The organism is Microcoleus sp. PH2017_28_MFU_U_A, assembly GCF_020738035.1.
Lineage (GTDB): Bacteria > Cyanobacteriota > Cyanobacteriia > Cyanobacteriales > Microcoleaceae > Microcoleus.
The window spans coordinates 138397-163910 of record NZ_JAEQCX010000074.1; the positions used below are offsets into that span (position 1 = coordinate 138397).

34 protein-coding genes are annotated in these 25514 nt (G+C 45.5%); 19 read left to right on the forward strand and 15 right to left on the reverse strand.

Annotated elements, in window-relative coordinates:
- Positions 1–4: 4 nt before the first annotated feature.
- Positions 5–304, reverse strand: coding sequence for a DUF5615 family PIN-like protein (locus tag JGK14_RS18905; RefSeq protein ID WP_293181856.1), 300 nt, complete (start codon positions 302–304; stop codon positions 5–7).
- Entirely contained in the window at positions 301–594 is a 294-nt protein-coding gene (locus JGK14_RS18910; RefSeq protein ID WP_293181854.1) for a DUF433 domain-containing protein, read from the reverse strand. Before JGK14_RS18910 ends, JGK14_RS18905 begins: the two co-directional genes overlap by 4 nt.
- A gap of 157 nt (positions 595–751) precedes the next feature.
- On the opposite strand from JGK14_RS18910, the gene JGK14_RS18915 reads away from it, so the two are divergent.
- The 3 genes from JGK14_RS18915 (at position 752) to JGK14_RS18925 (ending at position 2025) form a co-directional block, all read left to right on the forward strand.
- A complete protein-coding gene (locus JGK14_RS18915) occupies positions 752–1138 on the forward strand; it encodes a hypothetical protein (protein ID WP_293181852.1) in 387 nt (128 codons plus the stop codon).
- Positions 1139–1300: 162 nt separating this feature from the next.
- Positions 1301–1639, forward strand: a complete 339-nt coding sequence (locus JGK14_RS18920) for a hypothetical protein (RefSeq protein ID WP_293181850.1) — start codon at positions 1301–1303, stop codon at positions 1637–1639.
- Positions 1636–2025 (forward strand): type II toxin-antitoxin system VapC family toxin, encoded by a 390-nt coding sequence (locus tag JGK14_RS18925; protein ID WP_293181848.1) that lies wholly within the window; start codon positions 1636–1638, stop codon positions 2023–2025. The genes JGK14_RS18920 and JGK14_RS18925 overlap by 4 nt, the downstream gene beginning before the upstream one ends.
- A gap of 91 nt (positions 2026–2116) precedes the next feature.
- Here the strand turns inward: JGK14_RS18925 and JGK14_RS18930 are convergent, their stop codons facing one another.
- From JGK14_RS18930 to argB, 3 genes are all read right to left on the reverse strand, one after another.
- On the reverse strand, positions 2117–2557 hold the full coding sequence (locus JGK14_RS18930; RefSeq protein WP_293181846.1) for a DUF7689 domain-containing protein: 441 nt from the start codon (positions 2555–2557) through the stop codon (positions 2117–2119).
- A 1-nt stretch (position 2558) separates the two neighbouring features.
- On the reverse strand, positions 2559–3038 hold the full coding sequence (locus JGK14_RS18935; protein ID WP_293181844.1) for a hypothetical protein: 480 nt from the start codon (positions 3036–3038) through the stop codon (positions 2559–2561).
- 142 nt (positions 3039–3180) lie between these two features.
- Positions 3181–4080 (reverse strand): acetylglutamate kinase, encoded by a 900-nt coding sequence (gene argB, locus JGK14_RS18940; RefSeq protein WP_293181842.1) that lies wholly within the window; start codon positions 4078–4080, stop codon positions 3181–3183.
- A gap of 38 nt (positions 4081–4118) precedes the next feature.
- On the opposite strand from argB, the gene JGK14_RS18945 reads away from it, so the two are divergent.
- Together JGK14_RS18945 and JGK14_RS18950 are read left to right on the forward strand one after the other, a co-directional pair.
- Positions 4119–4256: a hypothetical protein gene (locus JGK14_RS18945; protein ID WP_293313655.1), complete on the forward strand. Its 138-nt coding sequence runs from the start codon at positions 4119–4121 to the stop codon at positions 4254–4256.
- Positions 4257–4354: 98 nt separating this feature from the next.
- Entirely contained in the window at positions 4355–5146 is a 792-nt protein-coding gene (locus tag JGK14_RS18950; RefSeq protein WP_293326049.1) for an HAD family hydrolase, read from the forward strand.
- A gap of 521 nt (positions 5147–5667) precedes the next feature.
- On the opposite strand, the gene mreD is transcribed toward JGK14_RS18950, so the two are convergent.
- The 3 genes from mreD to JGK14_RS18965 form a co-directional block, all read right to left on the reverse strand.
- On the reverse strand, positions 5668–6234 hold the full coding sequence (gene mreD / locus JGK14_RS18955; protein WP_293181838.1) for a rod shape-determining protein MreD: 567 nt from the start codon (positions 6232–6234) through the stop codon (positions 5668–5670).
- Positions 6231–7037, reverse strand: coding sequence for a rod shape-determining protein MreC (gene mreC / locus JGK14_RS18960; protein ID WP_293181836.1), 807 nt, complete (start codon positions 7035–7037; stop codon positions 6231–6233). The genes mreD and mreC overlap by 4 nt, the downstream gene beginning before the upstream one ends.
- Before the next feature lie 87 nt (positions 7038–7124).
- A complete protein-coding gene (locus tag JGK14_RS18965; protein ID WP_293181959.1) occupies positions 7125–8132 on the reverse strand; it encodes a rod shape-determining protein in 1008 nt (335 codons plus the stop codon).
- Positions 8133–8462: 330 nt separating this feature from the next.
- On the opposite strand from JGK14_RS18965, the gene JGK14_RS18970 reads away from it, so the two are divergent.
- The 6 genes from JGK14_RS18970 to JGK14_RS18995 all read left to right on the forward strand — a co-directional run bounded on the left by JGK14_RS18970 (position 8463) and on the right by JGK14_RS18995 (position 12970).
- Entirely contained in the window at positions 8463–8822 is a 360-nt protein-coding gene (locus JGK14_RS18970) for a single-stranded DNA-binding protein (RefSeq protein ID WP_293181834.1), read from the forward strand.
- Positions 8823–8870: 48 nt separating this feature from the next.
- Positions 8871–9392, forward strand: coding sequence for a tetratricopeptide repeat protein (locus tag JGK14_RS18975; protein WP_293181957.1), 522 nt, complete (start codon positions 8871–8873; stop codon positions 9390–9392).
- A gap of 92 nt (positions 9393–9484) precedes the next feature.
- The gene (locus JGK14_RS18980; RefSeq protein ID WP_293181832.1) at positions 9485–10090 is read left to right on the forward strand and encodes a hypothetical protein; all 606 of its coding nucleotides are present in this window, start codon (positions 9485–9487) and stop codon (positions 10088–10090) included.
- 215 nt (positions 10091–10305) lie between these two features.
- Positions 10306–10464, forward strand: a complete 159-nt coding sequence (locus tag JGK14_RS18985; RefSeq protein WP_293181830.1) for a hypothetical protein — start codon at positions 10306–10308, stop codon at positions 10462–10464.
- Positions 10465–10637: 173 nt separating this feature from the next.
- Positions 10638–11942 carry a TldD/PmbA family protein gene (locus tag JGK14_RS18990; protein ID WP_293181828.1) on the forward strand — a complete coding sequence of 435 codons (1305 nt, stop codon included), beginning with the start codon at positions 10638–10640 and terminating at the stop codon, positions 11940–11942.
- Between the two features lie 200 nt (positions 11943–12142).
- A complete protein-coding gene (locus JGK14_RS18995) occupies positions 12143–12970 on the forward strand; it encodes a DUF3153 domain-containing protein (RefSeq protein WP_293181826.1) in 828 nt (275 codons plus the stop codon).
- Here the strand turns inward: JGK14_RS18995 and JGK14_RS19000 are convergent.
- Complete coding sequence (locus tag JGK14_RS19000; protein WP_293181824.1) at positions 12967–13149, reverse strand: hypothetical protein; 183 nt, start codon at positions 13147–13149, stop codon at positions 12967–12969. The genes JGK14_RS18995 and JGK14_RS19000 overlap by 4 nt on opposite strands.
- A 48-nt stretch (positions 13150–13197) precedes the next feature.
- Here JGK14_RS19000 and JGK14_RS19005 point away from each other — a divergent pair, with 48 nt between their 5' ends.
- The 4 genes from JGK14_RS19005 to JGK14_RS19020 all read left to right on the forward strand — a co-directional run bounded on the left by JGK14_RS19005 (position 13198) and on the right by JGK14_RS19020 (position 16352).
- Positions 13198–13572: a LapA family protein gene (locus JGK14_RS19005; protein WP_293153976.1), complete on the forward strand. Its 375-nt coding sequence runs from the start codon at positions 13198–13200 to the stop codon at positions 13570–13572.
- A gap of 110 nt (positions 13573–13682) precedes the next feature.
- Entirely contained in the window at positions 13683–13841 is a 159-nt protein-coding gene (locus JGK14_RS19010; RefSeq protein ID WP_293181821.1) for a hypothetical protein, read from the forward strand.
- A 91-nt stretch (positions 13842–13932) separates the two neighbouring features.
- Entirely contained in the window at positions 13933–14745 is an 813-nt protein-coding gene (locus tag JGK14_RS19015) for a segregation/condensation protein A (protein WP_293181819.1), read from the forward strand.
- A 443-nt stretch (positions 14746–15188) separates the two neighbouring features.
- Positions 15189–16352 (forward strand): NDP-sugar synthase, encoded by a 1164-nt coding sequence (locus JGK14_RS19020; RefSeq protein ID WP_293181817.1) that lies wholly within the window; start codon positions 15189–15191, stop codon positions 16350–16352.
- On the opposite strand, the gene JGK14_RS19025 is transcribed toward JGK14_RS19020, so the two are convergent.
- Positions 16349–16486: a hypothetical protein gene (locus tag JGK14_RS19025; protein ID WP_325315382.1), complete on the reverse strand. Its 138-nt coding sequence runs from the start codon at positions 16484–16486 to the stop codon at positions 16349–16351. The genes JGK14_RS19020 and JGK14_RS19025 overlap by 4 nt on opposite strands.
- A 216-nt stretch (positions 16487–16702) precedes the next feature.
- Positions 16703–18712 carry a biosynthetic arginine decarboxylase gene (gene speA / locus JGK14_RS19030; RefSeq protein ID WP_293224767.1) on the reverse strand — a complete coding sequence of 670 codons (2010 nt, stop codon included), beginning with the start codon at positions 18710–18712 and terminating at the stop codon, positions 16703–16705.
- A 242-nt stretch (positions 18713–18954) separates the two neighbouring features.
- Between speA and JGK14_RS19035 the strand changes: the two genes are divergently transcribed.
- Complete coding sequence (locus JGK14_RS19035) at positions 18955–19119, forward strand: hypothetical protein (RefSeq protein ID WP_293212080.1); 165 nt, start codon at positions 18955–18957, stop codon at positions 19117–19119.
- 4 nt (positions 19120–19123) lie between these two features.
- Here the strand turns inward: JGK14_RS19035 and JGK14_RS19040 are convergent, their stop codons facing one another.
- Both JGK14_RS19040 and JGK14_RS19045 read right to left on the reverse strand, forming a co-directional pair.
- Positions 19124–20266, reverse strand: a complete 1143-nt coding sequence (locus tag JGK14_RS19040; RefSeq protein WP_293212082.1) for a helix-turn-helix domain-containing protein — start codon at positions 20264–20266, stop codon at positions 19124–19126.
- A gap of 371 nt (positions 20267–20637) precedes the next feature.
- On the reverse strand, positions 20638–21228 hold the full coding sequence (locus JGK14_RS19045; protein ID WP_293212083.1) for a DUF3611 family protein: 591 nt from the start codon (positions 21226–21228) through the stop codon (positions 20638–20640).
- A 159-nt stretch (positions 21229–21387) separates the two neighbouring features.
- Here JGK14_RS19045 and JGK14_RS19050 point away from each other — a divergent pair, with 159 nt between their 5' ends.
- The 3 genes from JGK14_RS19050 to JGK14_RS19060 all read left to right on the forward strand — a co-directional run bounded on the left by JGK14_RS19050 (position 21388) and on the right by JGK14_RS19060 (position 22890).
- Complete coding sequence (locus JGK14_RS19050; RefSeq protein ID WP_293224763.1) at positions 21388–21558, forward strand: hypothetical protein; 171 nt, start codon at positions 21388–21390, stop codon at positions 21556–21558.
- A 490-nt stretch (positions 21559–22048) separates the two neighbouring features.
- Positions 22049–22345: a hypothetical protein gene (locus JGK14_RS19055; protein ID WP_293181807.1), complete on the forward strand. Its 297-nt coding sequence runs from the start codon at positions 22049–22051 to the stop codon at positions 22343–22345.
- A gap of 116 nt (positions 22346–22461) precedes the next feature.
- Complete coding sequence (locus JGK14_RS19060) at positions 22462–22890, forward strand: heavy metal-responsive transcriptional regulator (protein ID WP_293181806.1); 429 nt, start codon at positions 22462–22464, stop codon at positions 22888–22890.
- Between the two features lie 478 nt (positions 22891–23368).
- On the opposite strand, the gene JGK14_RS19065 is transcribed toward JGK14_RS19060, so the two are convergent.
- A complete protein-coding gene (locus JGK14_RS19065; protein WP_325315379.1) occupies positions 23369–24394 on the reverse strand; it encodes a spermidine synthase in 1026 nt (341 codons plus the stop codon).
- Between the two features lie 117 nt (positions 24395–24511).
- On the reverse strand, positions 24512–25396 hold the full coding sequence (locus JGK14_RS19070) for a DMT family transporter (RefSeq protein WP_325315380.1): 885 nt from the start codon (positions 25394–25396) through the stop codon (positions 24512–24514).
- Positions 25397–25514 lie beyond the last annotated feature (118 nt).

Below are 25514 nucleotides of genomic sequence, written 5' to 3' on the forward strand. Positions count from 1 at the left end.
CTGCTCACCCCCTAATTATTTTCAATTGGACAATCTCATAGGCGTTCTTTTGAGGAGTCACAATAATTCCAGAATGTTCCCGTCCTTCTGTCATATATTCTAGGTGTAATCGCTCAAAATCCACACGATTGTGAGTCAGCAAACATCGATCGACAGATGCAGCATAAGCCAATTGTTGGTTATCCAATTGACTCAACATTCCCTGTTCGCTCGTTGTCGTCACATCAAAACCTCTAGCCCGCAGCAAAGTCGCTACGAGCCTAGAAACATCTTCATCTGTATGAATAGTTGCAAATAGTTTCACGGTTTTTTCATGGCAGCTTTCACAGCAGGATGAATCAATTCTTCGGGAATTCGATTGCGCTCAATATAAGTATTTATTTCTTCCTGGTTATCCAAATAAAAGCTCAGTGCGTCAAAAATTTGAGCTAATTTCAGATGAGGTAAGTGCATCGGGATTTCTTCAGGAGTAATACCCAAACGCCACAATTCCACGATCGCACGAACGGAAGTTCTCGTTCCTGCGATAATTGGTTCCCCTTGCAAGATTCCAGGGTGACGTGCGACATAACGCGAAGCAGATTGTGTAGTCATGGGAGATTAACCGGACACATCGATCTTGATTATAACTTACGCTAAAACGCCATCTGGCTAGTTGTAGTTTAACATAACCTAATTTTCACCTTTCAAATGTTAAGCTTATTTAACTATAAAGCCGGGTTTCGCTGCTACTTTCAGTGAGGGAAAAGACATGAAAATTAGAGAATCAGTTGGTCAAAGTGTCTGGAATCATTCTGAGGGCTGGTGCTGCGAGCCTCTTGACCCCATACCGCCCGGTCATATTGCCCTGGCCGTTGAAGCGATCGATCTTAATCTTGTAGACTGGGATATCGAAGAAATTGGCGAAAAAGCAGGTTTTGATATTCAGTACAGATACACGGGAGTCAATGACCCGAAAGATGAATCTTTAGCTTGCGTAAGTCAGTTTGTTGGCATCTATGAAGACTTCTCAAAGCTCGATCGCGCGATGGAAGCTTTGATTGCAGCAGGCATCCCCAGTCATTTATTCAAAATACTTACTTCCAACGATGATATCGATTTGAAGCCAGTAACGCAATACCTCAAAGCAGTCTCATAATGTTTTGGGTGTAGCGTAATTGTTTCTTTTTCCCAAAGTACGATCGCCCTTTTTGTCCGAAAGTGCGATCGCTCTATAATTTCAGCATGGCAACAACTGTCAAATTCAACAGAGCGATCGGTATAATTAAAAAACCAACATCAAATATAGTCAATTAATGCCATGATTGCTAATTTACCCCTCAAACTGCCTCACTTACCCAACAGCTTGCCCAGCGAAGGTTCTGTCCACATTGAGTTGGTCAACGGACTCTTAATATTCAGCGCTTCTATTCAAACCCAGGAACGAATTAAAAATTTAACAGCTCAACAACAAGTATCAAATCTAACTTCCGAAGAACAAACAGAATTGGATGGATATCGAGAATTCATTAGCTATCTAAATTTGGTAAATGAAACCATGAAAAATACTTTTCTCTATCCTTTGCGTGGTACAGTCATTCATTATGATGAACCGTTTGAACCTGCGGTTTCGTTGGAAGATTGGGAAGTCTTACAATGATTGTACTAGATACTCATATATGGATTTGGTGGGTTGACGATAACACACGACTGACTCAGAAACATCGGGACTGGATACAACAATATCAATCTCAAGGTTTAGGAGTCAGCATCATTTCTTGTTGGGAGGTTTCTAAATTAGTAGAAATGGGAAGACTTACTTTGTCAGTTACAGTTGATGAGTGGTTAAAACAAGCTTTGGCTTATCCCGGAGTGCAGCTACTCGAACTCACCATTCCCATCATTGTTGAGTCAACTAAACTCACCGGTTTTCACCGCGATCCAGCAGATCAAATCATTGTGGCAACTGCGAGAATTTGCGCGTGTCCGTTACTAACTGCTGATGCAAAAATTCTGGCATATCCTAATGTACAGACTCTTCAGTGACAGGTAAAAAATGCCTTAAGACGAATCTTTAGCTTGCATTAGTCAGTTTGTCGGCATCTATGAGGACTGGTCAAAGTACGATCGCCCTTTCCTAATTTACCGCACGTTTGAGAATTTGACCGATAATTCCGTACCTGTCGCCAACCAATCCATCGAGTTCATGTTCAATATCTTCTAACCAGCCAAGCTTACTCGTCCACTTACCATTCGCTAATTGTCTAGCTGCATGAGTTGGAATACCGATCGAATTAACATATATCGCTATTTTCTGATATCCAATTTCTAATCCATCGCCTTTACAAATTTCATATCCCAGCGTTTGATAAGCCTGAATATACGCTTCTAGAGTCTCCTCTTGCGGCACACCGTCAGGCCAATAAAATTGCTCTTCAGGTATCGGTTGCCACCAACGATCGTCTTCCCCAGCAGCCCATGCAAAGCAGTTATATTCTTGAGATTTCGGACTGGTAACTTGATAATCCGTGCCAGACAAATTCGGCCACTTAAATTCAAATTCTGGTATTCTATACATTCTATTCAATCGCGTAGCCTTGATTTCTACCCCACTCTATCCAAGCTGAAGCCATCTGTTTTATCCTTCCCCTTTGTTCTGGTTTAATCGGATTTTCACCCGTAATTGCACCCAAAGCCGACAACCAGTAAACAGGATTTTTTTTCAATTCTGATAGCAACAGCGGTAGGATTTGAGTTCCCATACTAATAATTTCCTGATAGGCAGGATGCTGAGACATTTGGGCAGTTGAAGACAGTCCAGCAACATCTTCCTCCCAATCCGAGGCTAGTGCATAAAATTTCTCAACTATCTCAGGGGAGATTTCAGCATTTTTGTTGAGAATATTTTGAGCGGTATTTTGTGAAGAAACTTCTTCCTGTGCGAGTAAGTTTTCTATGCCTATTAAAACTAACTCTTCTATCGAGACATTTAAGTTGTTCGCGACTTGTTGTAATTTTAGTAGGCGTTCATCTGAAAGGGCGATCGCGATCGTGTTCATCTGACTTACAAACTAGCATGATGCCTTAAGTATAGCAAGTCAATTACTCACCTTTTATGCGATTTGACTATTGGTTGCTACAGTTTTGAAAAAAGGACGATCGCACTTATTGTCCGAAAGTGCGATCGCCCTTCAATACATTTTACTTCGTCCCACCGTATCCCGAAGCAACAATCATCGACCCAATACCCGAATCGCTGAAAATTTCTTGCAGCAAAGCGTGTTCCAGGCGACCATCAATAATATGAGCAGCCTTAACGCCCTGAGCTAAACTCCGCACGCAACAATTAACCTTCGGAATCATCCCCCCAGAAACAATCCCAGACTCAATTAACTGTCGGGCCTCTTGAATATCTAACTTCACAATCAAACTGTCTGGGTTGTGATAATCCTCCAAAATTCCCGCAGTATCAGTCATCAGAATTAACTTTTCTGCTCCCAAACCAGCCGCAATCTCTCCAGCCACCGTGTCAGCATTAATATTGTAAGATTGACCGTTTTCGTCCGCAGCCACACTCGACACCACCGGAATATATCCGCTGTTGACCAAAGATTCCAAAATCTGGATTTTTACGCCGCTGACTTCGCCCACAAACCCAATCCCCTCCCGGCCATCTGGACGAGCTTGAATCAGATTGCCATCAATGCCGCACAACCCTACTGCCTTGCCACCAGCTTGGTTAATTAACGAAACAATTTCCTTATTCACCTTCCCCACCAAAACCATCTCCACGACTTCCATCGTCGCGGCATCAGTCACCCTCAAACCATCCTTAAATTGCGGCTCAATGCCCAGCTTTTCCAGCCAAATATTAATTTCCGGGCCTCCACCGTGAACCACCACCGGACGCATCCCCACGCAGGATAGCAGCACAATATCTCGGATTACCTTTTCTTTGAGACGGCCATCCTTCATTGCCGCGCCGCCGTATTTGACCACAATCGTGCGGCCGGCAAACTGTTGAATGTAAGGCAGTGCTTCTGAAAGCACCTGAACCCGATTGGTTTCTACGTTCCGCGCAAAATCGCTGTGTTTGAGCATATGAGGACAAATGGCTAAAAACTTAAGTCTAAAGTTTAATGTCTCCAGCTATCATCAACAAACGCAAAAAGAATGAAGAAGTCATTAGTCAGCAGTCACCACACAGATTAATGTCCATGCACCATGCCCGATCGCCCGTTGGCGCAGCCCTCGAAGAGGATCCCGAATTTAAATAGGTTTTCTTAATAATCTAAGTTTAATCTTTCTATTCTAACTTATACAATTCTTGCTAAAGTAAATAAATGTATCGCTACCCAGATTTACTTAACCTTATATGTTAACTGCTGTTGGCCCGGACTCCGAAAACCTTCAATACAAGCTACCATCAGAAGCTGACTCGTCCCCCCGGATGACGGTATTTTGCGATTTAGACGGGCCTATTGTCGATGTGTCCGATCGCTATTACACAACCTATCAACAGGGATTAGCCGACACTCAAGCAGCCTACGACGCGCGAGGAATCAACCTCAAACTCCAAATTCTCAGCAAACAGCAGTTTTGGCAAATGAAGCAAAACCGAGTGCCCGATGCTGAAATAGCCAAAAGTTCCGGCTTGTCGGGAGAAGAAATTCACATTTTTCTCGGCTGCGTGAGTCGGATTGTCAATCAGCCAGACTTGTTGCACTTAGATCGCATCCAGCCAGGAGTACAATGGGCGATCGCACTTCTGCATTCTCGCGGCGTGCGGCTGATTTTAGTCACCTTGCGGCCGAGAAATCAAGCCGTTCAACTATTGCAAAATTACGGTTTAGCCAGATTGTTTACCAGCATTCGCGGCACTCAGATGCCGGATGCTGCATATCACAACTATACAGCCTTAAAAACTGAATTGTTGGCTGAAGTTGCAGAAGAATTTGAGTCATCCCTGAACTCGGCTTGGATGATCGGAGATACCGAAGCAGATATCCTCGCCGGACAAGCATTGGGAATACCTACAATTGCCGTTACCTGCGGCATTCGCAGCCGCTATCAACTGCAAAAGCACCAGCCGAATTTCATTCTTAGCGACTTGATTATTGCCGTTCATCACTTATTAGGTTCAGCACCACAAGTGATAGTAGACTGACTACAGTCTTGGACGCATTCCGAATTTTATAAACCGGGTTTTTTACCGAATCAGTGGGCTGATTAGAAGTATTTTCGTAAAAAACCCGGTTTCTCGCTACCCGTGTGTAAGCCCCAATTAAGCTAACTAATAGACCTCTTGCATAAGTCTTCGATCGATCCTTCAACCGCAGATTTCAGACAGATAAACACAGATAAACGCAGATAATTTCAGGGTGTTTTCCGATTTTTGCAAGAGGTCTAATGAAAACTGCCAACTGTTAACTGTCAACTGTCAACTGAGAGAGAGAGAGGGCGGGCACGCTGACGGGTGTAGTTTTTTGGTAAAAGCCTTATCCCATAAGAGTTTGAGATTTTAAGAGGCAAAAGCCCAAAACCTTTGCACTGTCTAGATTTGCTGGGTTTTGCCAGGGGAAAACCTACACCTGTCAGGGGCGGGAACGGGGGCACCGCCCCTACCAACTGTCAACTGTCAACTGTCAACTGTCAACTGTCAACTGTCAACTGTCAACTGTCAACTGACTAAGATTTTTCTAATTTCTTTGTCATTTCCCACAAGCGATTGAGGGGAAAATAAATCACCGGAGCCCAAAGACTGCTGAGAATAGCAGAACACAAAGCCACACGCTGGTGATAACTCCAAATGTCCAGTAAAGCCCGATCGCCCATAGCGAAAAATTGCAGGCCCATCACCGTTTCCGCCACCACCGCCATCCCAAACACAATTAAGGCGATCGGAATCGGATCTCTCTCAACAATATCAGCCGGAATCGACCAGCTTTTCTGCAAAACAACAGTTAAGACACCGACAACAACTAGACTTACAGCATGGGTGGGATGAGGAGCAGTCATCGCATCTTGAAGAAACCCCAAAGCCATACCCATGCTAGCAGCTCCCAAAACTGTACGCTTCCGCTTAATACTCCAAGCTACCAACCAAATTAACAGCCAATTCGGGCTAATTCCCAACAATTCCATTCCCGGCATCCGGGTGGGCAATATCAATATGCACAGCATCACAGAAACAAATGTAACGCCGAAGTTGAGAAATTGGCGCAATCGCGAAGACATCCGAGGTAAACGCTTCATTGCTGCTTTGCTCCCCCTGACGGTGCAGAAGATTCACCCTGCGAAGCCTTGAGTTCGGCTTGCTTATCGTGGGGGTAAACTACCCCCCATTCCAGAGAATTCATCGGTGCAGAAAACTCAACAATAGCTTCCGGGGCCGGAGTTTTATTCAGATCCACCGAAACCACTTTTCCCACCGGCAAACCAGCAGGAAATAACTGGCTGAAAGAAGAAGTTGAAACCACATCCCCAGGCTTGACATTGGGAACATTATCAAAAAACTCCATCACAGCCTGATTTCCGCCTTTACCGTGCATAAAACCCATGTTGCGACTGCGGGTAATTCCCACACCCAATTTACTTGTAGGGTCGCTAGCTAACAGCACCAAGCTAGTATTAGGAGTAACGCTGACAACCCGACCTACTAAACCGCCCGGGCCCATCACAGTAAAATCTGTTTTGATACCATCATTACTGCCGCGCCCCAAAGTTACTTGCTGCCACCAGTGGTCAGCACTGCGGCCGACAATAGGAGCGACAATCCCTTTAGATTTCTTAGCAGACACGTAACCTACAAGCTCTTTTAGCTTCTGATTTTGAGTTTCTAATTCTAATACCTGTGCTTGCAATTCTTGAGTGCGCGCCGAGATGAGCTGCTCTTGACCAGAACCGTTGGCGTGAAACGGACGAGTCACCCAATTGTAAACTTCAAATAGTGCAGCACCTTGTGTTTGTCGAACTCCCCAAGCGGCTGTTACAGCTAAACCTAAAAGAGCAATTTGTAGACGCAGATCCCACCACCTGCGGAGTGTGTTTTTTAGCATAATCTCACTAATCTAAAATTGTTATGTCAGGATTTTAGATTTTAGATGGCAGCCCTAGTTCTAAATCCAAAATCCCAAATTTGTTAACTACATATTGCGTGACGACTGCCCGCTGAAAACCCGTTCCAACTGTTTGTTTTCCAAGACCCTACCGGTTCCCAAAACTACGCAGCACAGAGGATCTGCTGCCACGTGAGTGACAATTCCTGTTTCGTGACTGATCAGAGTATCTAAACCTTTCATCAGCGCCCCACCACCGGCCAGCATAATTCCTCTGTCAATAATATCTGCTGCTAATTCCGGGGGAGTGCGTTCCAAAGTACGCTTGACGGCTTCCACGATTACTGAAAGAGGTTCCGACATACTTTCGCGAATTTCTGGGCCTTTGATCGTAACAGTTCGTGGCAAACCGGAGAGCAAGTGCAACCCACGCACTTCCATCATCACGTCGTCATCCTGTGGAGTTGGATATGCTGAACCAACCTGAATTTTAATTTCTTCAGCAGTACGTTCGCCGATCACCAAATTGTGAACTTTTTTCATGTATTGGACGATCGCCTCATTGAGTTCATCGCCCGCCACCCGGACTGACTCACTGATCACCGTACCTTGCAAACTCAAAACCGCAACTTCCGTCGTACCCCCACCGATATCTATAATCATATTGCCAGTCGCCTCAGCCACAGGCAGTCCAGCCCCGATCGCCGCAGCGATAGGTTCATCAATTAACCGTACTTCTCTAGCACCAGCTTGAGTAGCCGCCTCAATGACAGCCCGCCTCTCGACTCCAGTGACACCGCTGGGGATGCCAATAATGATCCGCGGCGAAACTAAGCTTTTGCCTTCGTGAACCCTGCGGATAAAAGTCTTGAGCATGAGTTCGGCAGTATCGAAGTCGGCGATTACCCCGTCACGCAGCGGGCGCAGTGCTATGACGTTCCCAGGCGTGCGCCCGAGCATTTTTTTAGCATCTTCTCCAACCGCCAGCGGTATTTTTAAGTCTTGATCGATCGCCACTACGGACGGTTCTTGCAGAACAATACCTTTGCCGGATACATAAACGAGCGTGTTAGCAGTACCGAGGTCGATACCCATATCTCTAGATAAGGAAAATCGATTGAGAAGACCCACTGATTTGTACCCCCCCAAAACTAAAATACTAATGTGTGCAATAATGTTGTTACAAAAGTGTAACCGAGGTGGATTCTATTACGTTTTTCATCCTGAGTCTAGTCAGAAATGTACATTGTCGAGCATATGTTGAATTCAGGCTCGCCAATCATCCACAATAAATATGTTCTGGTAAGTGGGTGTAAAATCAGGATGAAGCCCTGATTCGCGCTGTTCCAAGTTAATTTTGGAGGATCTCGCCGTTCAGGGAGATTTTAACTACATCACCAATCGAGCACATTCCCGAAAAAATTTATGAGTCTTAATGTTGTGACTTTGGTCGGCCGCGTCGGTGGCGACCCGGACGTGAAGTATTTTGAGTCTGGTACAGTTAAGTGCAAGTTGACGCTAGCAGTGAGGAGGCGATCGACCAAGACCGACGAACCAGACTGGTTTACCCTCGAAATCTGGGGAAAAACAGCCCAAATTGCTGCTGACTACGTTCGCAAAGGTGCTCAAATAGGGGTAACAGGCTCTTTGAAGTTCGATCGCTGGCAAGATCGGAGCACCGGAGCAAATCGATCGATGCCTGTCATCAGAGTAGACCAGTTAGACTTACTGGGTTCCAAGCGTGACAACGAGTCCGGTATGTCGTCAAACAACAGCGAATTCTAGGGTTTGGGGAATTTGGTAAAATAATATTTGTCAATTGGGTGGGCGCTGGTGACTTCAGAAAAGTTAGAAATAGTTGAAACTGAGTACCAAGCTGGTCGAGTAGCTTTTGAGAGCGGCCGCTACGGTCAAGCTATCCAAAGTTTAGAAACAGCGACAGGTTTGGTCGATCGCACTTCCCGACTAGGTGGCGAGGTGCAGATGTGGCTGGTGACAGCCTACGAAGCCTCTGGCGACACAGAAAGGGCGATCGAGCTTTGCCGCAAACTCACCCGCCATCCCCGCCAAGAAACCCGCCAACAAGCAAAGCGCCTGCTATTCATTCTCGAAGCCCCCAAACTCAGTATCCCTGACGAATGGACAGTAAAAATTCCCGATTTAGCAGCTTTGGATGAGAATAAATCAATCAATTTTCAAGCCAATCCGAACGCTGATATCAAGTACGCCAAACCCAAGCCAGTTGTAGCCGAACCTGTAGATTTGAGTCAAGTTAATACGAAAGATAACAGGTTTATCTGGGTGGCGTTAATTGCGATAGTTTTGATTTTAGGTGGCTTATTTATCAATTATTAATCATTTGATTTGTGAAGGCGAGCTGCGCGACTTCTTTAAGAGGTTGGGGAGCTAACACAAGAACGTTTTACGTTATTCAGATAAGTTAAGCAATGCCTTTTAGCAGTTATAAAAGCATCAGCGCCGTCGCCAAGGAATTCCAGATTAATTACCTGCGGGATAACTTCATTGTCGAAACAGAATTTGCAGTCAGCGACATTTTTCGGAATGAATTAGAACTGATTTTCAATGAGGGAGTATTTGACAACTCGGAAATCGCCATTTGTGAAAATATCATTTATCCTGTTTTGAAAGAAGTTTGGAAAATTTATCGCAGTAATTTCCTCCTCTGGAGTCACCAAACCTTAGTCTACAATGAAAATTTGTCAGGGATTCCAGATTATATATTGGCAAAGCGCTCCAGCCTTGGGACAGTAGTTTTTGATAAGCCCTATTTCATCTTAGTTGAAGCCAAGAAAGAGAGCGCCTTTGATGAAGGATGGGGGCAGTGTTTAGCAGCAACGATCGCTGTGCAGCGACTGAACAATGAACCAGAACAAACTATCTTTGGGATTGTTTCTAATGGGGCAATGTGGCAATTTGGCAAGCTCAAATTAGAAATGTTTACTCAAAATAAAGTTTTCTATACAATTCAGGACTTAGAGCGACTGTTTGCAGCGGTTAACTATGTTTTTCAACAGTGCGAATTACAATTATAGAGGAATGAACTTCGGCTTGACGCGCGGGTATCGAGAAACCTGGTTTTTATCTAATACTTCGCTGTAGCCGACAGATTCGCGAAAAACCCAATTTCTAAGTTTTGACGCGTGGATGTCCAGAAACCAGAATTTTCTGACAATACTTCGCTGTAGCCGGTAGATTCGCGAAAAACCCGGTTTCTAAGTTTTTGCAAGGAACAACTGCTACTTTCGCAATGCTTGGACAGTTGTTAGCAAAGCAGGGATATTTTGACCAAGCTTTCAATTATTTACAGCAATCTTTGGAGATTTTACAGCATTTGCGATCGCCCGACGTGGAGACAGTGAACGAAATTATTGCTAGAGTTCAGCAGATGGCTGGAGATCGATCGTAAGTTTGCGCGCGCGATTTAGAAACCCGGTTTCTCGCGAATATCTCGTGAGGATGCGTAAAATCTCGTAGAAACCCGGTTTCTTCGACTAGGCGTGCGGGATTTAGAAACCCGGTTTCTGGCCACACCCAAAATCGCTAAAATAAAATAAAGACCAAACCAGAAAGGCGATTATTGTGAGCGATTCAACCATAGAGCAGATTTTGAAATTGGCAAGTCAGCGAGCGGATGCCGCTGAAGTATACTATCTGTCCAGTCAAGACACGCCGATCGAATTTGAGAACAATCGCCTCAAATCCCTCCAAACCAAAGCCCTCCGAGGCGTAGCACTCCGGCTGATTTACAATGGCAAAATCGGCTTTGCTAGTTCCACCGATTTAACCCGGATAGACGATTTAGTCGATGCAGCCATTCAAACCGCCGAAATCGGCGACCCCGCAGAATTTGAACTGGCTTCCGACTTCCACCTAAAAGGCCCGGAAACCACCTATACTCCGCCCACAACAGCCGAATTAGTCGAAAATGGCAAAAACCTCATCGAGCAAGTCCACGCCTACAATCCCGATATTATGGTAGATGTCGGCTTTCACGTCCGCCACGGCCGCGTGAAAATTGCCACGACGCGAGACGTGTATGCCGAAAGAAGCAGCCAAATAGTCAGCGGGACGATCGCAGGCAATTTGGTAGTAGGAGAAGACTTTATGCAAGCATACAGTTACGACGTAGCGCGCGATCGGGCGATCGACACCAACAGCATCCTGCAATCACTCCTCGAAAAATACCGCCTCGCCGAACATTCAGCCACCATCGCCAGCGGTTCCTACCCAGTATTATTTACCCCCAGAGCCGCCGCCAGCACCCTCGGAGGCCTCTTTGATACCATCCTTTCAGGTCAAGCAGTAGTTCAAAAAGCCTCTCCCCTAGCCGACAAAATCGGCGAAACCTTATTTGACGAACGCTTCACCTTTTTTGAAGACCCCACTTTGGGCCCATCTGCTTGTCCCTTTGACGACGAAGGAACCCCCACCACCCGCAAAGTCTTAATTGACAAAGGAACTGTCACCGGATTTTATTGGGATCGCAGGTGGGCTGCTCGCGCCGGTGTACGATCGACTGGCAACGGTTTTCGTGGCGGATTGTCTCGCCCGGGCCCAAACTTGACCAACTTCTGCATTTCCCCAGGAAACACCAGCACCCAAGACTTGATTGCTAGCATGGATGAAGGTCTCATAGTAGAACAAGTTTTAGGTGCCGGTCAGTCCAATCAGTTAGCTGGCGAATTTTCTGTCAACTTGGACTTAGGCTATAAAGTAGAAAAAGGCAAAATTGTCGGTCGCGTCAAGAATACAATGGTGGCAGGCAGTATTTTTGAAGCCTTTAAAAATTTGGCAGATTTAAGCAGCGAAGCCGAATGGGTAGGCGGTGGAGCATATTTACCGAGTATGCTATTTCAACAGTTGGGTGTAGCTTCGAGGCAATAAGTTCAGTGCGGTTAATTTCAGGTGACTCCGACACAGCCACAAAAAAAACTGTTTCTGTCACCAATCGACTGCTATAAAATAGGTTTGTAGTGAGGACTTTAGTCCTCTTATCTTAGTTGAGTCAAGAAGGACTGAAGTCCTCACTACAAACCTGGCTTTGCTAATTCATGCAAATAGGAAAAAATAGGGAAAAAGGTACCATGAAAGAGCAAAATGTCAAGGATGGAACTGGGAAGAAGAAAAAGCACTTTTTCTTTCTTTTACCTTTGGTTTTTTGCATTTTAAATTTAGTGACTGGATGCGTTCAGTACGATGTCGGAGTCAACTTTGACAGTCAAACTCACGGCGCAATGGTGCAGCACATTAAACTGGGGGAAAGGTTGACAAGCTTCAGCAGCGAAACAGTTGGAGATTGGTTGAAAAGTGTAGAGAAGCGGGCGAGATTGCTCGACGGAAAAACTAAACGGCTTTCTGAGAGAGAAGTTATAGTGACGATTCCATTCAATAATGGAGCCGAATTAGAAGACAAGTTCAACCAATTTTACAATCCGATCGCACAAACTGCCAAATCTCGCGTCGCAAGTCCCCTAGAAACCGATTTGCCCAAGTTTGAATCTCACCTGAGTGTCAAGCAGAATAATTTGTTATTGGTGCTGCGAAATCGGTTAAGTTTGGAATTGGATTTGCGCTCTCTGGCTCTGGTTTCCTCAAACGGCAGTCCTCTGCTGAATCCGGGGGGACTTTTGGAGCTAGACTTTAGCTTGAACACGCCTTGGGGTGCCGAAAATATTGAAACGAATGTCGCCGGTGCGCTGGTTCCCCAAAGCTATCAGCAGGGAAAGCAGTTAGTGTGGAAGCTGAAACCTGGAGAAGTTAACTATTTGGAGGCGACATTCTGGATTCCAAGTCCCGTAGGAATTGGGGCGCTGATTATTGCCTTATTTGTGGCGGCGGGCATTGCTGTAAAATATCAAATATTGCCAGCCCTCTTAATCGGTAAAAAACAGCAAAACATCGGTCAAGCCTAAATATGTTTCTCAGTTGGAGGTCGCAGTTGGATGACTGAACTTTTGGTCATCCAAGGGAGAATCATCAAGATGCGATCGGATTTTTTATCAATTGAGTCGCCGGATACAATGATTAATTGACCAGACTTGATATTATTAAACAAACAGCCAGCATCTACTAAAAAATAGTTAGTTGACAAATAGCAAAGAATTTGCTTGACCCAAATTGAGAATTAGGAACAGAGAAAATGCGATCGCTAAATTTCTTCTTCATCTTTCTGATTTGCTTGGCTCTAGTATTGTTCAGCATCGAAAATACAGAGCCGACCACCGTTCAAATTATTAAAGGCGTCCAAGTTAAAGCCCCGCTGTGCGTAGAACTAATTGTAGCGACAGGATTGGGAGCTGTTTTAGCGTGGCTGTTCAGTTTGTGGTCGAGAATGCAGCGAACCCTCGCCTCTCGCCAAGAAATCCGCCAAGTTCGCGAAAAAGAGCAGCAAATTCAGGAGTTACAACAAGATATCGAACGCTATAAAGCAGAAGTAGAAGCAAAACAACCTTTGTTAGAAAGTGCAGAACTGACAAGTTTAGGAACAGCAGCAGCCGAGGTCAAAGCTGGTTAAATAATGTATCTGGCAATTAAATTGAGTTATTCGGGTGCATCTCACTTTAGAAGAGGGCGAAGCATGACCGCATATAAGTTATTAGTTATAATCTCATATTCACGGAGGTCATGCTTCGCCCCTACAAACATATTTTCAAAACTCAGATGCACCCAGTTTCTATCTGGTTTGTGGCGATGGAAAATCTCAAATCTCATTTCTGTACCCACGGTTGGCTAGAAACTAATACGGTTTGTCTGAGAACAACCCAAGCCTATTGGATTGATTAAAACCCTCAATTTCGGTTGAAAAACCCGATTTATTGGCGGGTGAGTGTATCAGCCCTAAATCTAAAATCTAAAACCTAAAATCTAAAATCGAATGGTTGTTTCCAGAGACCAAGATGGTTTAGAAACGATTTCTGAGGGGATCGCCATTTTAATTGATTTAGCAGAACGGGGAGAAATCGATCCTTGGGACGTTAAAGTCATTGAAGTGTTCGATCGATGTTTGAGCAAGCTGACCAACGCCTCTGATGCCGATCAGAGTTCGGATTTCTCCGATTTGTCCCACTCCGGCCAAGCATTTTTGTACGCTTCAATGCTGGTTTTGCTCAAAGCAGAAAGTATTGTCCTCTCAGAACCCCCGCCGAATCCCGAATTGGACGAAGCAGCCCTCGAAGACACAGAGCACTCAGGAGGGCGAAATATGCCGCAGCATCTGGAGCGACAACTGCGCCGTCGCGGTGTAGCTCAACTCCCACAAAAACGCCCGGTAACTCTCCCAGAACTAATCGAGCAATTGCAGCTCATGAAAGCAGCAATGGAGCAGACAGTTGCTCCTCGCCGCCGCCCGACTTCAAAAATGCGATCGCAAGCTGCCCAAGCTATCTTTGAGCTAGCTCACCAAGAAAATCTCGTGGAAACTGCTAGCGAGCTCGATCGATTTCTGGCAGAACGGGGCCAGGAAATTGATGAGGGTTGGCTCGACTTGGACAAATTGCTGGAACTCTGGCACCATCACGGTTTTAACTCATCTGTCCACCCCGACCCCCCGCTATCGACTGAGGAAGTTCATTTACCAAATTATGACCGCGTGGGTGTTTTTTGGGCGTTGTTGCTGCTCTCGGCTCAGTCTAAAGTAGAGTTGCTTCAAGAGGAGTTTTACCAAGACCTCAAAATCCGGGCGCTTTGAGCTTGGATCTGCATCAGATAGGCTTATGGGGCCGGTTTACCAGTCCTTGGAACTCTTGACTTCCGGACGAACCTGCCTGTAGAGGACTTTTAGGTACATTCAACCGGACTTGAGATTATTTCTGATTTCTGATTCCTGGTTGGTTAAATCCAGGCAAATTCCGGATAAATGATTGATAGCCTGGTAGGATATCGCCTATAAACAGGTCAGTCGATTTTAGATTTTAGATTTTAGATTTTAGATTTTAGATTTACTCGCAGCGCAGTAAATCTGAGAGCTTGAACTAGCGTCTAAAATTTTGAAATCGATCCGAACGCTCGCGTCGGAAAATTATACCCGTTTTTGGGCGGGGTTAGGATGGTGCTGCGATCGATAAAGGTCGCAACCGCTAGCATCTAATTGTTGAGTTGATATCAATTAACAGAGGGTTGAGGAAGTTAATCATGAAAGCGATGATTCTGGCGGCCGGTAAAGGCACTCGCGTCCGTCCCATTACTCACACGACACCAAAACCGATGATTCCCATCCTGCAAAAGCCTGTGATGGAGTTTTTGGTTGAATTGCTCCGCCAGCACGGATTTGACCAGATTATGGTCAATGTTTCCCACTTGGCCGACGTAATTGAAAACTACTTCCGCGACGGTCAAAAGTTTGGGGTACAAATTGGCTATTCTTTTGAAGGGCGAATTGAAGACGGACAAATGATTGGAGAAGCCGTCGGTTCGGCTGGCGGTATGAGGCGAATTCAGGACTTCTCACCGTTTTTTGACGATACTTTTGTGGTGCTGTGCGGCGACGCTTTGATTGACTTGGACTTGACTGCTGCTGTGAAGTGGCACCGAGAAAAAGGGGCGATCGCTACTATTGTAATGAAATCTGTTCCCCGCGATGAGGTTCCCAGTTATGGAGTAGTGGTAACAGACGATTCTGGCAGAATTAAAGATTTCCAAGAAAAACCTTCTGTAGAGGAAGCTCTGAGTACCGACATCAATACTGGTATTTATATTTTTGAACCGGAAATATTCAATTATATTCCCCATGATATGGAATATGATATCGGTTCGCAGTTATTTCCCGCCCTAGTAGCAGCAGGTGCGCCTTTTTACGGAATTAGCATGGACTTTGAGTGGGTGGATATCGGGAAAGTTCCTGATTATTGGCGAGCAATTCAGAGCGTGCTGTTGGGAGAAATTAAAAATGTTTCGATTCCAGGAATTGAAGTGCGCCCCGGCGTTTACGCTGGTTTGAATGTAGCTGTCAACTGGGACAAGGTTGATATTACCGGGCCTGTTTACATTGGTGCGATGACGAAAATTGAAGACGGAGCCAAAATTGTCGGCCCGACAATGATCGGCCCGAATTGTTGGCTTTGCAGCGGGGCGACTGTAGAAAACAGCGTGATCTTTGAGTATTCCCGTTTGGGGCCAGAGGTGCGGTTGGTTGACAAACTGGTGTTCGGGCGCTACTGCGTTGACAAAACCGGGGCGGCGATCGATTTGCAAGCGGCGGCTCTCGATTGGCTGATTACTGATGCCCGTCAAGTGTTACCAAATATACTAGGAGAAGAGCGACGGGCGATCGCAGATATTCTCAGCACTGCTGACTAATTGGTAATTGGGAATTGGGAATTGGTAATTGGTAATTGGTAATTGGTAATTGGGAATTGGTAATTGCTAATTGCTAATTGGTAATTGGGAATTGGTAATTGGTAATTGGTAATTGCTAATTGGTAATTGCTAATTGGTAATTGCTAATTGGTAATTGCTAATTGGTAATTGCTAATTGGTAATTGCTAAAGTTCTTCGTTTGCACTCTACCTAATAAGTCATTAGTCATCAGTTATCAACTAATGACTAATGACCTTGGATGAGGTTCGCGAGCGGAGACAGCACTCCTAATGACTAATGACTAATGCCAACTGCCAACTGCCAACTGCCAACTGCCAAATGCCAACTGATTAGGACTGCAAATAAGTATATTGGGTGAGACTCCGCTCGTAATTTTGCAGTAAAAGTTGAGCCTCCGAAAGAGTAATTTTATTTTGCTGCAAAGCTGATTCTGTCTGACGGCGGATGCTTTCAACCAAACTTTCTGCATCGTACTGTACGTAGCTGAGAACTTCTTTCATCGTGTCTCCCTTCACAACGTGTTCGATATGATATCCCGAAGGAGTTAGCTGAATGTGAACCGTATTTGCATCGCCGAATAAGTTGTGAAGGTTGCCCATAATTTCTTGATAAGCACCTCCCAAAAACAGCGCTAAATAGTAAGGTTCTCCAGGTTTGATTGTATGCAGTTCCAGAACTGACTTGACATCTCGCAAATCAATAAATTGGTCGATTTTGCCGTCGCTGTCGCAGGTGAGATCTGCTAAAATACCGCGCTGAGTCGGTTCTTCATCGAGCCGGTTAATTGGCATAATAGGAAACAATTGGTTAATAGCCCAACTGTCTGGCACTGACTGGAAAACAGATAAGTTGATGTAATAAATGGACGCCATCACCTTTTCTAAGTCTTCCAAATCTTCCGATACATAGTCTTTTTGCCGCGCGATTGTCTGTATTTTATCGCAGCAAGCCCAGTACAACTGTTCGGTTTTCGCCCGTTCCGCAATTCCCAAATAGCCTAAGTTAAATAAACTGACTGCTTCTTCCTTGAATTGGATAGCATCGTGATAGACTTCTTGGTAATTTTCGGGAGTGATAGATTGGTAAATTTCGTAGAGATTGCGCGGAATTTGGTGGGCGTTTTCGTCTACTGGTTCTGGTACTTCTCTGGGGACATCGCTAGTTCCGAGTACGTCAAAAACTAGGACTGATTGGTGAGATGCGATCGCCCGCCCGCTTTCGCTAATGATAATTGGCACAGGAATTTTCCGCTCGTCACAGGCATCTTTGACTCCCGCTACTACGTCGTTGGCGTAGTTTTGCATATTGTAGTTTTTGGAAGCGTGGAAGTTGGTTTTAGAGCCGTCGTAGTCAACGCCGAGCCCGCCCCCTACGTCCAAATATTTCATGTTAGCTCCCAATTTAGCCAATTCTACATAGATGTGGCTGGCTTCTCGAATGGCATCTTTGATGACGCTAATTGAGGAAATTTGAGAGCCGATGTGGAAGTGCAGTAACTGCAAACAGTCGAGCATTCCAGCTTTTTCTAGTTCGTTGACTGCGCGGATAATTTCAGGAATTGTCAAGCCAAATTTTGCCCGATCGCCCGTGGAACCTCCCCAGCGGCCAACGCCTTTGGTAGTTAGTTTGGCTCGCACTCCCAAAATCGGTTTAATTCCTAATGCTTTGCTCGCTGTGATTGCGAGTTCTACTTCCTCAATTTGCTCCAGTACAATTACCGAAGTTTGACCGAGCCGCTGCGCTAAAATCGCGGTTTCTATGTATTCGCGGTCTTTATAACCATTACAAATTAACAAAGCCCCTGGAGTTTTTAAGGTCGCCAAAGCAATCATTAATTCTGGTTTCGATCCGGCTTCCAGTCCGAAGTGATGGGGTTGACCGAAACGCACCAAATCTTGAATTAATTGTCGGTGCTGGTTGCATTTGACTGGAAAAACACCGCGATAGACATTTTTGTAATTGTAGCGGGCGATTGCTCTGGCAAAACAGGAATTTAGGCGATCGATCCGGTCTTCCAAAATATCAGAAAATCGAATTAGCAGCGGCAAAGCCAAATTTCGCTGCTTGAGCGATTCTACCAGTTCGCACAAGTCGAGGGAACCGCCGCGATCGCCCTTGGGAGAGACTGTAACGTGACCGGCGGCATTAATCGAAAAATAGGGTTCGCCCCAACCTTGAATTCGGTACAGTTTCTCGCTATCTTCTATTGTCCAAGATTTTTGTGGCACTTGAGCAGCAGCTACCAAAGCACTGTGCGATACAGTCAAACTCGTGACTGTTTGTGGCACAGGCGATAGCGGCTCGATATCGGAGGAAGCAGCGGTGGCTGGGGAACTCATCTTATCGGAAACCTTTTTTAGGACTGGTCAAATAGATAGTTTATCGCACATATTGGGTTTCCTGATGTACTTGAAAATTCACTTTGGGTGCAAGGCTGAGCGATTTGAGATTTGAGTTTTGAGTTTTGACTCCACAGATAGTTCAAGGTGAGGGATTGAACTTAAAATCTCAACCGCGATTGTTCTCCACGACTCATGTCTTCAAGCTGTGTATCCCATGTGGGTGAACTCCGAAACTCTGTTTGGGAGTTCAACTGCGCCAAGAGTCTTGTCGGACGATCGATCGCCCGACACACTCTCACCCAGTCCAATTTAGACAAGAAAGTTCGATCGGCAAAACCCTGCAAACAAAAGATACTGCGATTGCTTCGCTCCTGCCAATGACAACCGATCGCAATCGCGTGTAGCACTCTAACCAAAAATCACCTCCGGCGGTGCCATGTCAGCCCCCATAATCATGCCCCCGTGACTCTTAGACTTCTTCAAGCCCGGTTGAGGCGCTTTTTCTTGGCTTTTTGGAGACGGTGCAACAGAAGCGGGCGGTGTCACCTGTGGCTCCACTGCATTGGCCCCAGGTACAACGGGTTGCTGCGACAACCAACCCACACCCCCTATCGCCCCAGCCATCAAAGCAGTGTAGCCGATGTACAAATGCACCGGACTCATTTGAAAGCCTTCGCCGGAGTCGGAGTTGGAAGCAGACAAATAGGTACTGGGAATTATTGGACTCGGAGCCGGTTTTGGCAAAGCATTCGCCATCGCGGTGCCGTCTAGCCCTAAGGCGTCGCCCAATCTGCGGATAAAACCTCTAACGTAAATATCTTGGGGCAGTTTGTCGATTTCCCCATTTTCGATCGCTTCGATGTGGTGCAGCGGCACGAGAGTTTGACTGTGGACTTGCTGGATGGATAGCGATCGAATTTGCCGTCCCTTACGCAACTCTCTACCCAACTCCCGCAGGCACTCTTCTCGCTCTTGAACTGCTAAAGCTGCTTCCTCTTCCTTGGTAAGTTTTTTCTCCTTCTTGGGAAAACCAAACCCTGGGAAGGATTTAGCGGGGGCGATGACAGTTGCAGGTGCAGCCGAATCGACTTTAATTTCGTCTTTGAGCGCTTCTTTGTTTTCTTCTAAAGTGTTAGAATCTCGATCGCAATTTTCAGTCTCGGACTCTGTTGTAACAGGAGCTTCCACAGCAGCACTGCGCCAATAGAAAACAGGAGCAGGTACTGGTGGCTCTTCTTCTCTAACATAGGATGCGGTGTCACTTGGAGCCGCGACACTCTCTTGGACGACTTGCATTTCCGTTTTGTTTGGTTTGCCAAATCGATCGAATGCGAGCTTGACTGCTTCTCTGCTAACTGCTCTAATTAAAATTTCGGCAGCAGATGCTGCTTCGCCCAACATGGTTTGCAAGCTAGCTAGAGCTTGGCTGTAGGTGTCGCTACAGAGGAGTTCAGCTTCTATTTGACCGAGAACAGAACGAAAACTTTCTTGAGAAATTTCAATAGTTGCGTGATCTGTCACCCCAAAATAAGCCTCGGGTTTCAGTGCCATGATGTTTGTGTTGTCTTGCTAGAAGGTATCTGAGTACGTTCTTCTAAAGCTTGGCAGTGATTCCGGATGCCACTTGGGGGATAGTGGGATAGTCCGGGAGGTGGGATAGTGGCAGAGGGGGAGAGGGGGAGACGGGGAGAGGGGGGAGAGGGGGAGAGAAGACCAATTCTCAATTACCAATTACCAATTACCAATTACCAATTACCAGAAAGAATTGGTTGAAAGCCCCAAGCCTTTGAGGAAGAAATTAAAATCAGACTATTCATTGCTCCAATCCTCGGACTTAAGGGTAGAGGTCACTCTCAAACTGTCAACTGTCAACTGTCAACTGTCAACTGTCAACTGTCAACTGTCAACTGTCAACTGTTGAACTATTGCTTGTGGATGCGATCTAGCAACCAAAGAGCACCGATAATCCCGACAAAGTGGGCAACAGTCGCGTGAGTATTGGCTAGCACCACAAATATGTCTAAAGGCTGAATAAATCTGCTGAAATCTACTGCCGCACCGAACAAAGCTTGCGGCTGAGCTAAAGATTTGGCTAACAGCGTGCCGCTGATAGCTTCTGCACCGATCAGTGTCAGCAGCATTCCTAATAAGTTGCTCATCAGTGTCAACCGCACTTGTTTGATCGTGTCTGCTTTTTTGGGGCGGACAGCGTTGGCGGGCGATCGCAATTCTCTCGACAAGCGGGTGAAACGGAAAGCGCGATACACGCTGTAACCGAGCACTGCCAGCCCGCAAAGAGCAAAAAAGACGCCGCCGCCGGTGCCGGCACTGGTTGAACTTCCAGGCGCAGTGGCGCTGGGGATAGCAAAGGGGATGGCAAAGAGCAAAATAATCGTCGCTACCACCGCCAGCACTGACTGCACCCAGAAGCACACCCAGCCTGCTGTCCGAAGGGCAAAGGCAACTCGCTGTGCAGCTACCGGAAGCTTATCGTTATCTAACTGATTAGTCATATTTTGAACGGATATAATTGAGTGGCTTTAATTGGCAACAGTTTTTTTTAGCGTGGACGGTTGATGGCGGTTAACTCTCCTTATAATGGAAGTAGAAATGTTTAAGATTTGTAACTAACATTCGATTTCACTAGCGTCGATCGCAAGGTATCCAAAGCAATGACACAAGTACAACCCACCGTCACTCCCAAAGTGGAACAACCAAAGTTTGGCTTCAACAGCTACGCGGAACGCCTGAACGGTCGAGCTGCGATGATTGGTTTTTCCCTAACTTTAATTATCGAGTATGTCACAGGGCAGGGGTTGCTGGCCTGGTTAGGTCTCAACTAATTTTAGCAAGGGCGCGGTCAGCCGATTTTAGATTTTAGATTTTAGATTTTAGATTGAGTCCACAGATTCATCTGGAAGGTTGAACAGGAGTCTAAAATTGGGGGGTTAACCAACCAGCGAGCGTTGAGGGCAGGGTACCCGTTTTTAGGCGGGTCAACCTCACACTTGGTCTGGACTGTCACTCGCAAGGGTGTCACGCCGCTGGCCGCGACCACTTCGCGAATTGATTAGAATATTAGTTAGAAATCAAGCCCAGCGACTTGTCGATCGAGAAACATCGGTTTAGACAATGCAAGAGCTAGCTTTGGGTTTGTATGTCGGATGAAATTTTGATTGGGCAAGCTTGGCAATTTGGCCTCGCTCCCGTACAATTCGCGACAGGCGAGAAGATTAATTGAGGTGAAGCTAGTTTCAAAGCTAGAAATCCCGATCGCACCGCCAACTCTAAGTTTTAGAGATTTTAGATAAATATAGAACAGAGTAAAACCACATGAATGCTTCGTGGACGCGACTTTTGAAGTCAGCTTACCGTAGAGAGCCAATTACCAGCTTTGTTATAACAGTGGGCGTTGTCGATGCAGCCATCGGCAGCATTGGTGCGAGCGGCTCTTTATTGGCTTTTGGACTGGGTACTGCTGGGGTAGCGATGGGTCTCCGTTGGTGGCAAGTTTACCGCTCTGAAGCCGAACAACCCGCCCCTGCTGCCGAATACTATCTTCCTCCTCAGTCTTCTCGACCTCAGTTGCCCACGCTCAACAACGTGTCTAAGAAAAATCCTCCTTATTAAGATTAGCGCGCAACGGCGACGGGGGTGAGGTGGCGATCGCGCCACTCTGCATCTGAGGCATTACTAAACATAGGATCAAAAAAGTCTTTCGATCTTCGATCTTTGAGGCTTGCTGTATGAATATTACTGTTGCCGAGAAACTGTACAAAATTGGCTCTGTAGCGGGTTGTAGCGGTTTATCGGTGAAAACTGTTCGTTACTATGACGAAATGGGCCTGCTGTCTCCGGCGGTAGAGCGATCGCCGGCTGGTTATCGCTTGTTTGGGGAAGCGGTATTCAACAGGTTGGCGTTTATTAAACGATCTCAGGCTCTGGGTTTGAGCCTTCAGGAGATTAAGGATATTTTACAAGTTCGCGATCGGGGAGAGTTGCCTTGCTCTGAAGCGAAGCAGCATCTAACGGCCAAGGTTGAGGCAATTTCCGGGCAAATTGCAGCGTTAGAAACTTTGAAAGGAGAATTGCAAGGAATTCTCAACCGCTGGCAAGAGAAACCCTCGCCGGAGTGTATTACTCGCACCATTTGTCCGAACATTCAGCGGGATTGAGCAACGGCAGAAAGATACAAAAAAAGGGAAGGAATTATCGGTTTCCTTCCCTTTGTTGTTTGGTTTGTGGTTTGGTGGGCGATCGTTTGGGCGATCGTGCTGAGCTTTTAACTTTTTTCGGAGAGTTTGCTGTTGCTTTTTGAGCTGTCTAGCTCTGGCCGAGCCGCCTTTGCCTTTAGAGTTTCTGCCCTCGTTGCGGGGAGACTCCCAACTTTTTAGTCTCATGTTTTTATTATATGTGTACTACTTACATAATACACTATTACCATTGCACTGTCAAGTAGTTGGTTTAATACCAATTTCAACAATCAATGCAACAGTATCTGTAGGGTGCGTCGCCACTGCTAATCCTCAAAAAAGAGAGAAAATCCCATCGCGACGCACAACCAAGAATCTTTGAGAACACAACCATCCATTTAACTCTACTTAAAATTTGGTGTTGTAGCCAGAAATTTTCAAGCTTAGTATAATATTGCGATCACTCCAAATATTCCCTCGGCATTGCAGCATCTGTAAAAATTGGTAGCGTTTCCCAAATTTTCAGCCATTCCGGCAATTCCGCTAATGTTTTGAGCTGAAACGACATTTCTATTAAGGAAAATTCTAAATTGTGGAAATCTTGAATAAGTTCGGCTTTCAAGAAGATTTCATTTCTAGCTAAATCTGGAGCATTAGTCGCGAACGCTATACTGTTACCAGCATCTAAATTGCAGATATAAACTTGTGCGAACACACTTTGAATTGTTTTAACCGCCGCCGCATTAAACTCTTGTTTGTGGAATAGGTGGATAGCTACAACGCCCGTATTTGACAAGTGCGTTTTGCAGAGTTGGTAAAATTCTTGTGTGACCAATGGATAGGGCATATAGCCGCTGCCAAAACCAGCATCCACAATAATTATATCATTTTTTATGGTGGGATTTTGTTCGGCAAGATATTGACGACCATCTTGAATGGCTACTTTTAGTCTGTCATTAAATTGAATGCCAAAAAACTTTTGAGCAACTTCGACAACTGTTGCGTCTATGTCAGCAGATTCGACTATCGCGTTAGGGAAATAGTGATGCAAAATTCTGGGAAGAGTGCCACCCCCAAAACCGATTATATAGATATTTTTTGGTTGAGTTTTCCAGAGTAATGCTAACAGCATTGCTTGGGAATATGGAAATATTAATTTAAGTGGATTGTTGAGGTCGAGGATTGATTGAGCTACACTTGTACTCAAAGTTTCTCTGTCTACCAAAACCAGGAGTAAGCATGATTTATCTTTTTTGATTGCTACAATGCTGTCGCCGGAATCTTGCTGAAATATAATGCCATCTGGCTGTTTTTTAAGCCAGTCAATCTGTTGGTTGGCAATTGCTAAATAATACCAATTATCTAAAATTGTGCAACACTCTTCGACCCCCCCTAGCCCCCCCTTGCTAAGGGGGGGGACAAGAATACTGTTATTTCGTTGAAAATTGGTATAATTATTGTTTTGCTTGCCTGCATCATAATTCATAGTATTCTAAATTAGACGTTTGAGATTAAAAATTGATGACTAAAATCGTGGTTGGGATCTGACGTATAGTTTCATTATTGTTGAGAACTTATATCAAATCTAAAATCTAAAATCGAATCACCTCAATCCCAATAATAGCGCGATTCCGCCGATCGCACAAACCACACCCACAACAGCCCGGAGACTAACCTTTTCGCCCGCGAGTACGGCTAGAGGCAGTATAAACAGGGGACTTGTAGAACTAAGTGCTTGAGCGATGGCTGCGGGTGCATATTTCAAGGAAGTCTGTTGCAGGAAAATTCCGAGATAGGTTCCCAAAAAAGCTGCTAAAATTATTGCACCTAATATTTTTGGCGCTTTTAATTGTTGGAAAGTGCCAAGGTTTGTGGGGTTGAGAAAGCACAGCATGACTGCCATACCTCCGCTCAAACGTAAGGCCGCTGTCCACAAGGGATCGATATCTATTTGAGCGAAGGCGGCGCGGGATAAAACTGCTCCGGCTGCGTGGGCTGTTTGTCCTAATAAACTAATGCCTAATCCTTGCCAAAGATGTTTTGATGGTAAGGTGGTTTCGGCTGTTCGTTCGGCAATCACCCAAGCTACGCCGCAGATTGTTAAAAGAATGCCTGTACAAGCAATAGGCGATAGCTTTTCTTGCAAAAATATCAAGCCGAATAAAGCTGTCAAAGGGGGAGATAGGGTTTCTAAAAGCAGCGCTCGCCTCGCGCCTAAATATTTTAATACGATAAAGAAAGCGGTGTCTCCGATGCCAATTCCTAGGGCGCCGCTGATGAGCAGCATTGCTAAAATATTCGGGTTTACGGATGGTAAGGATTTGCCTAAGATTATTATCGTGGTAAGAAGCATGACCAGGGCGATCGCACCTTTGAGCAAGTTTAGTACAACTGCGGGGATTTGCTGTCCGACTCGCTGCCAGATTGTGGAAGATAGAGCCCAGACAAATGCAGCACCTAAAGCCGCGATTTCACCGATAAAATTCATGTGATTTTAGATTTTAGTTTTGACATACTCCCCGGCGTAAACGCGCGGGGATTCTTTACGCCTCATCGACTGATGCTACCTTTCATAGTCTTACTCTGTCTCCGCGTACATTTAAGGT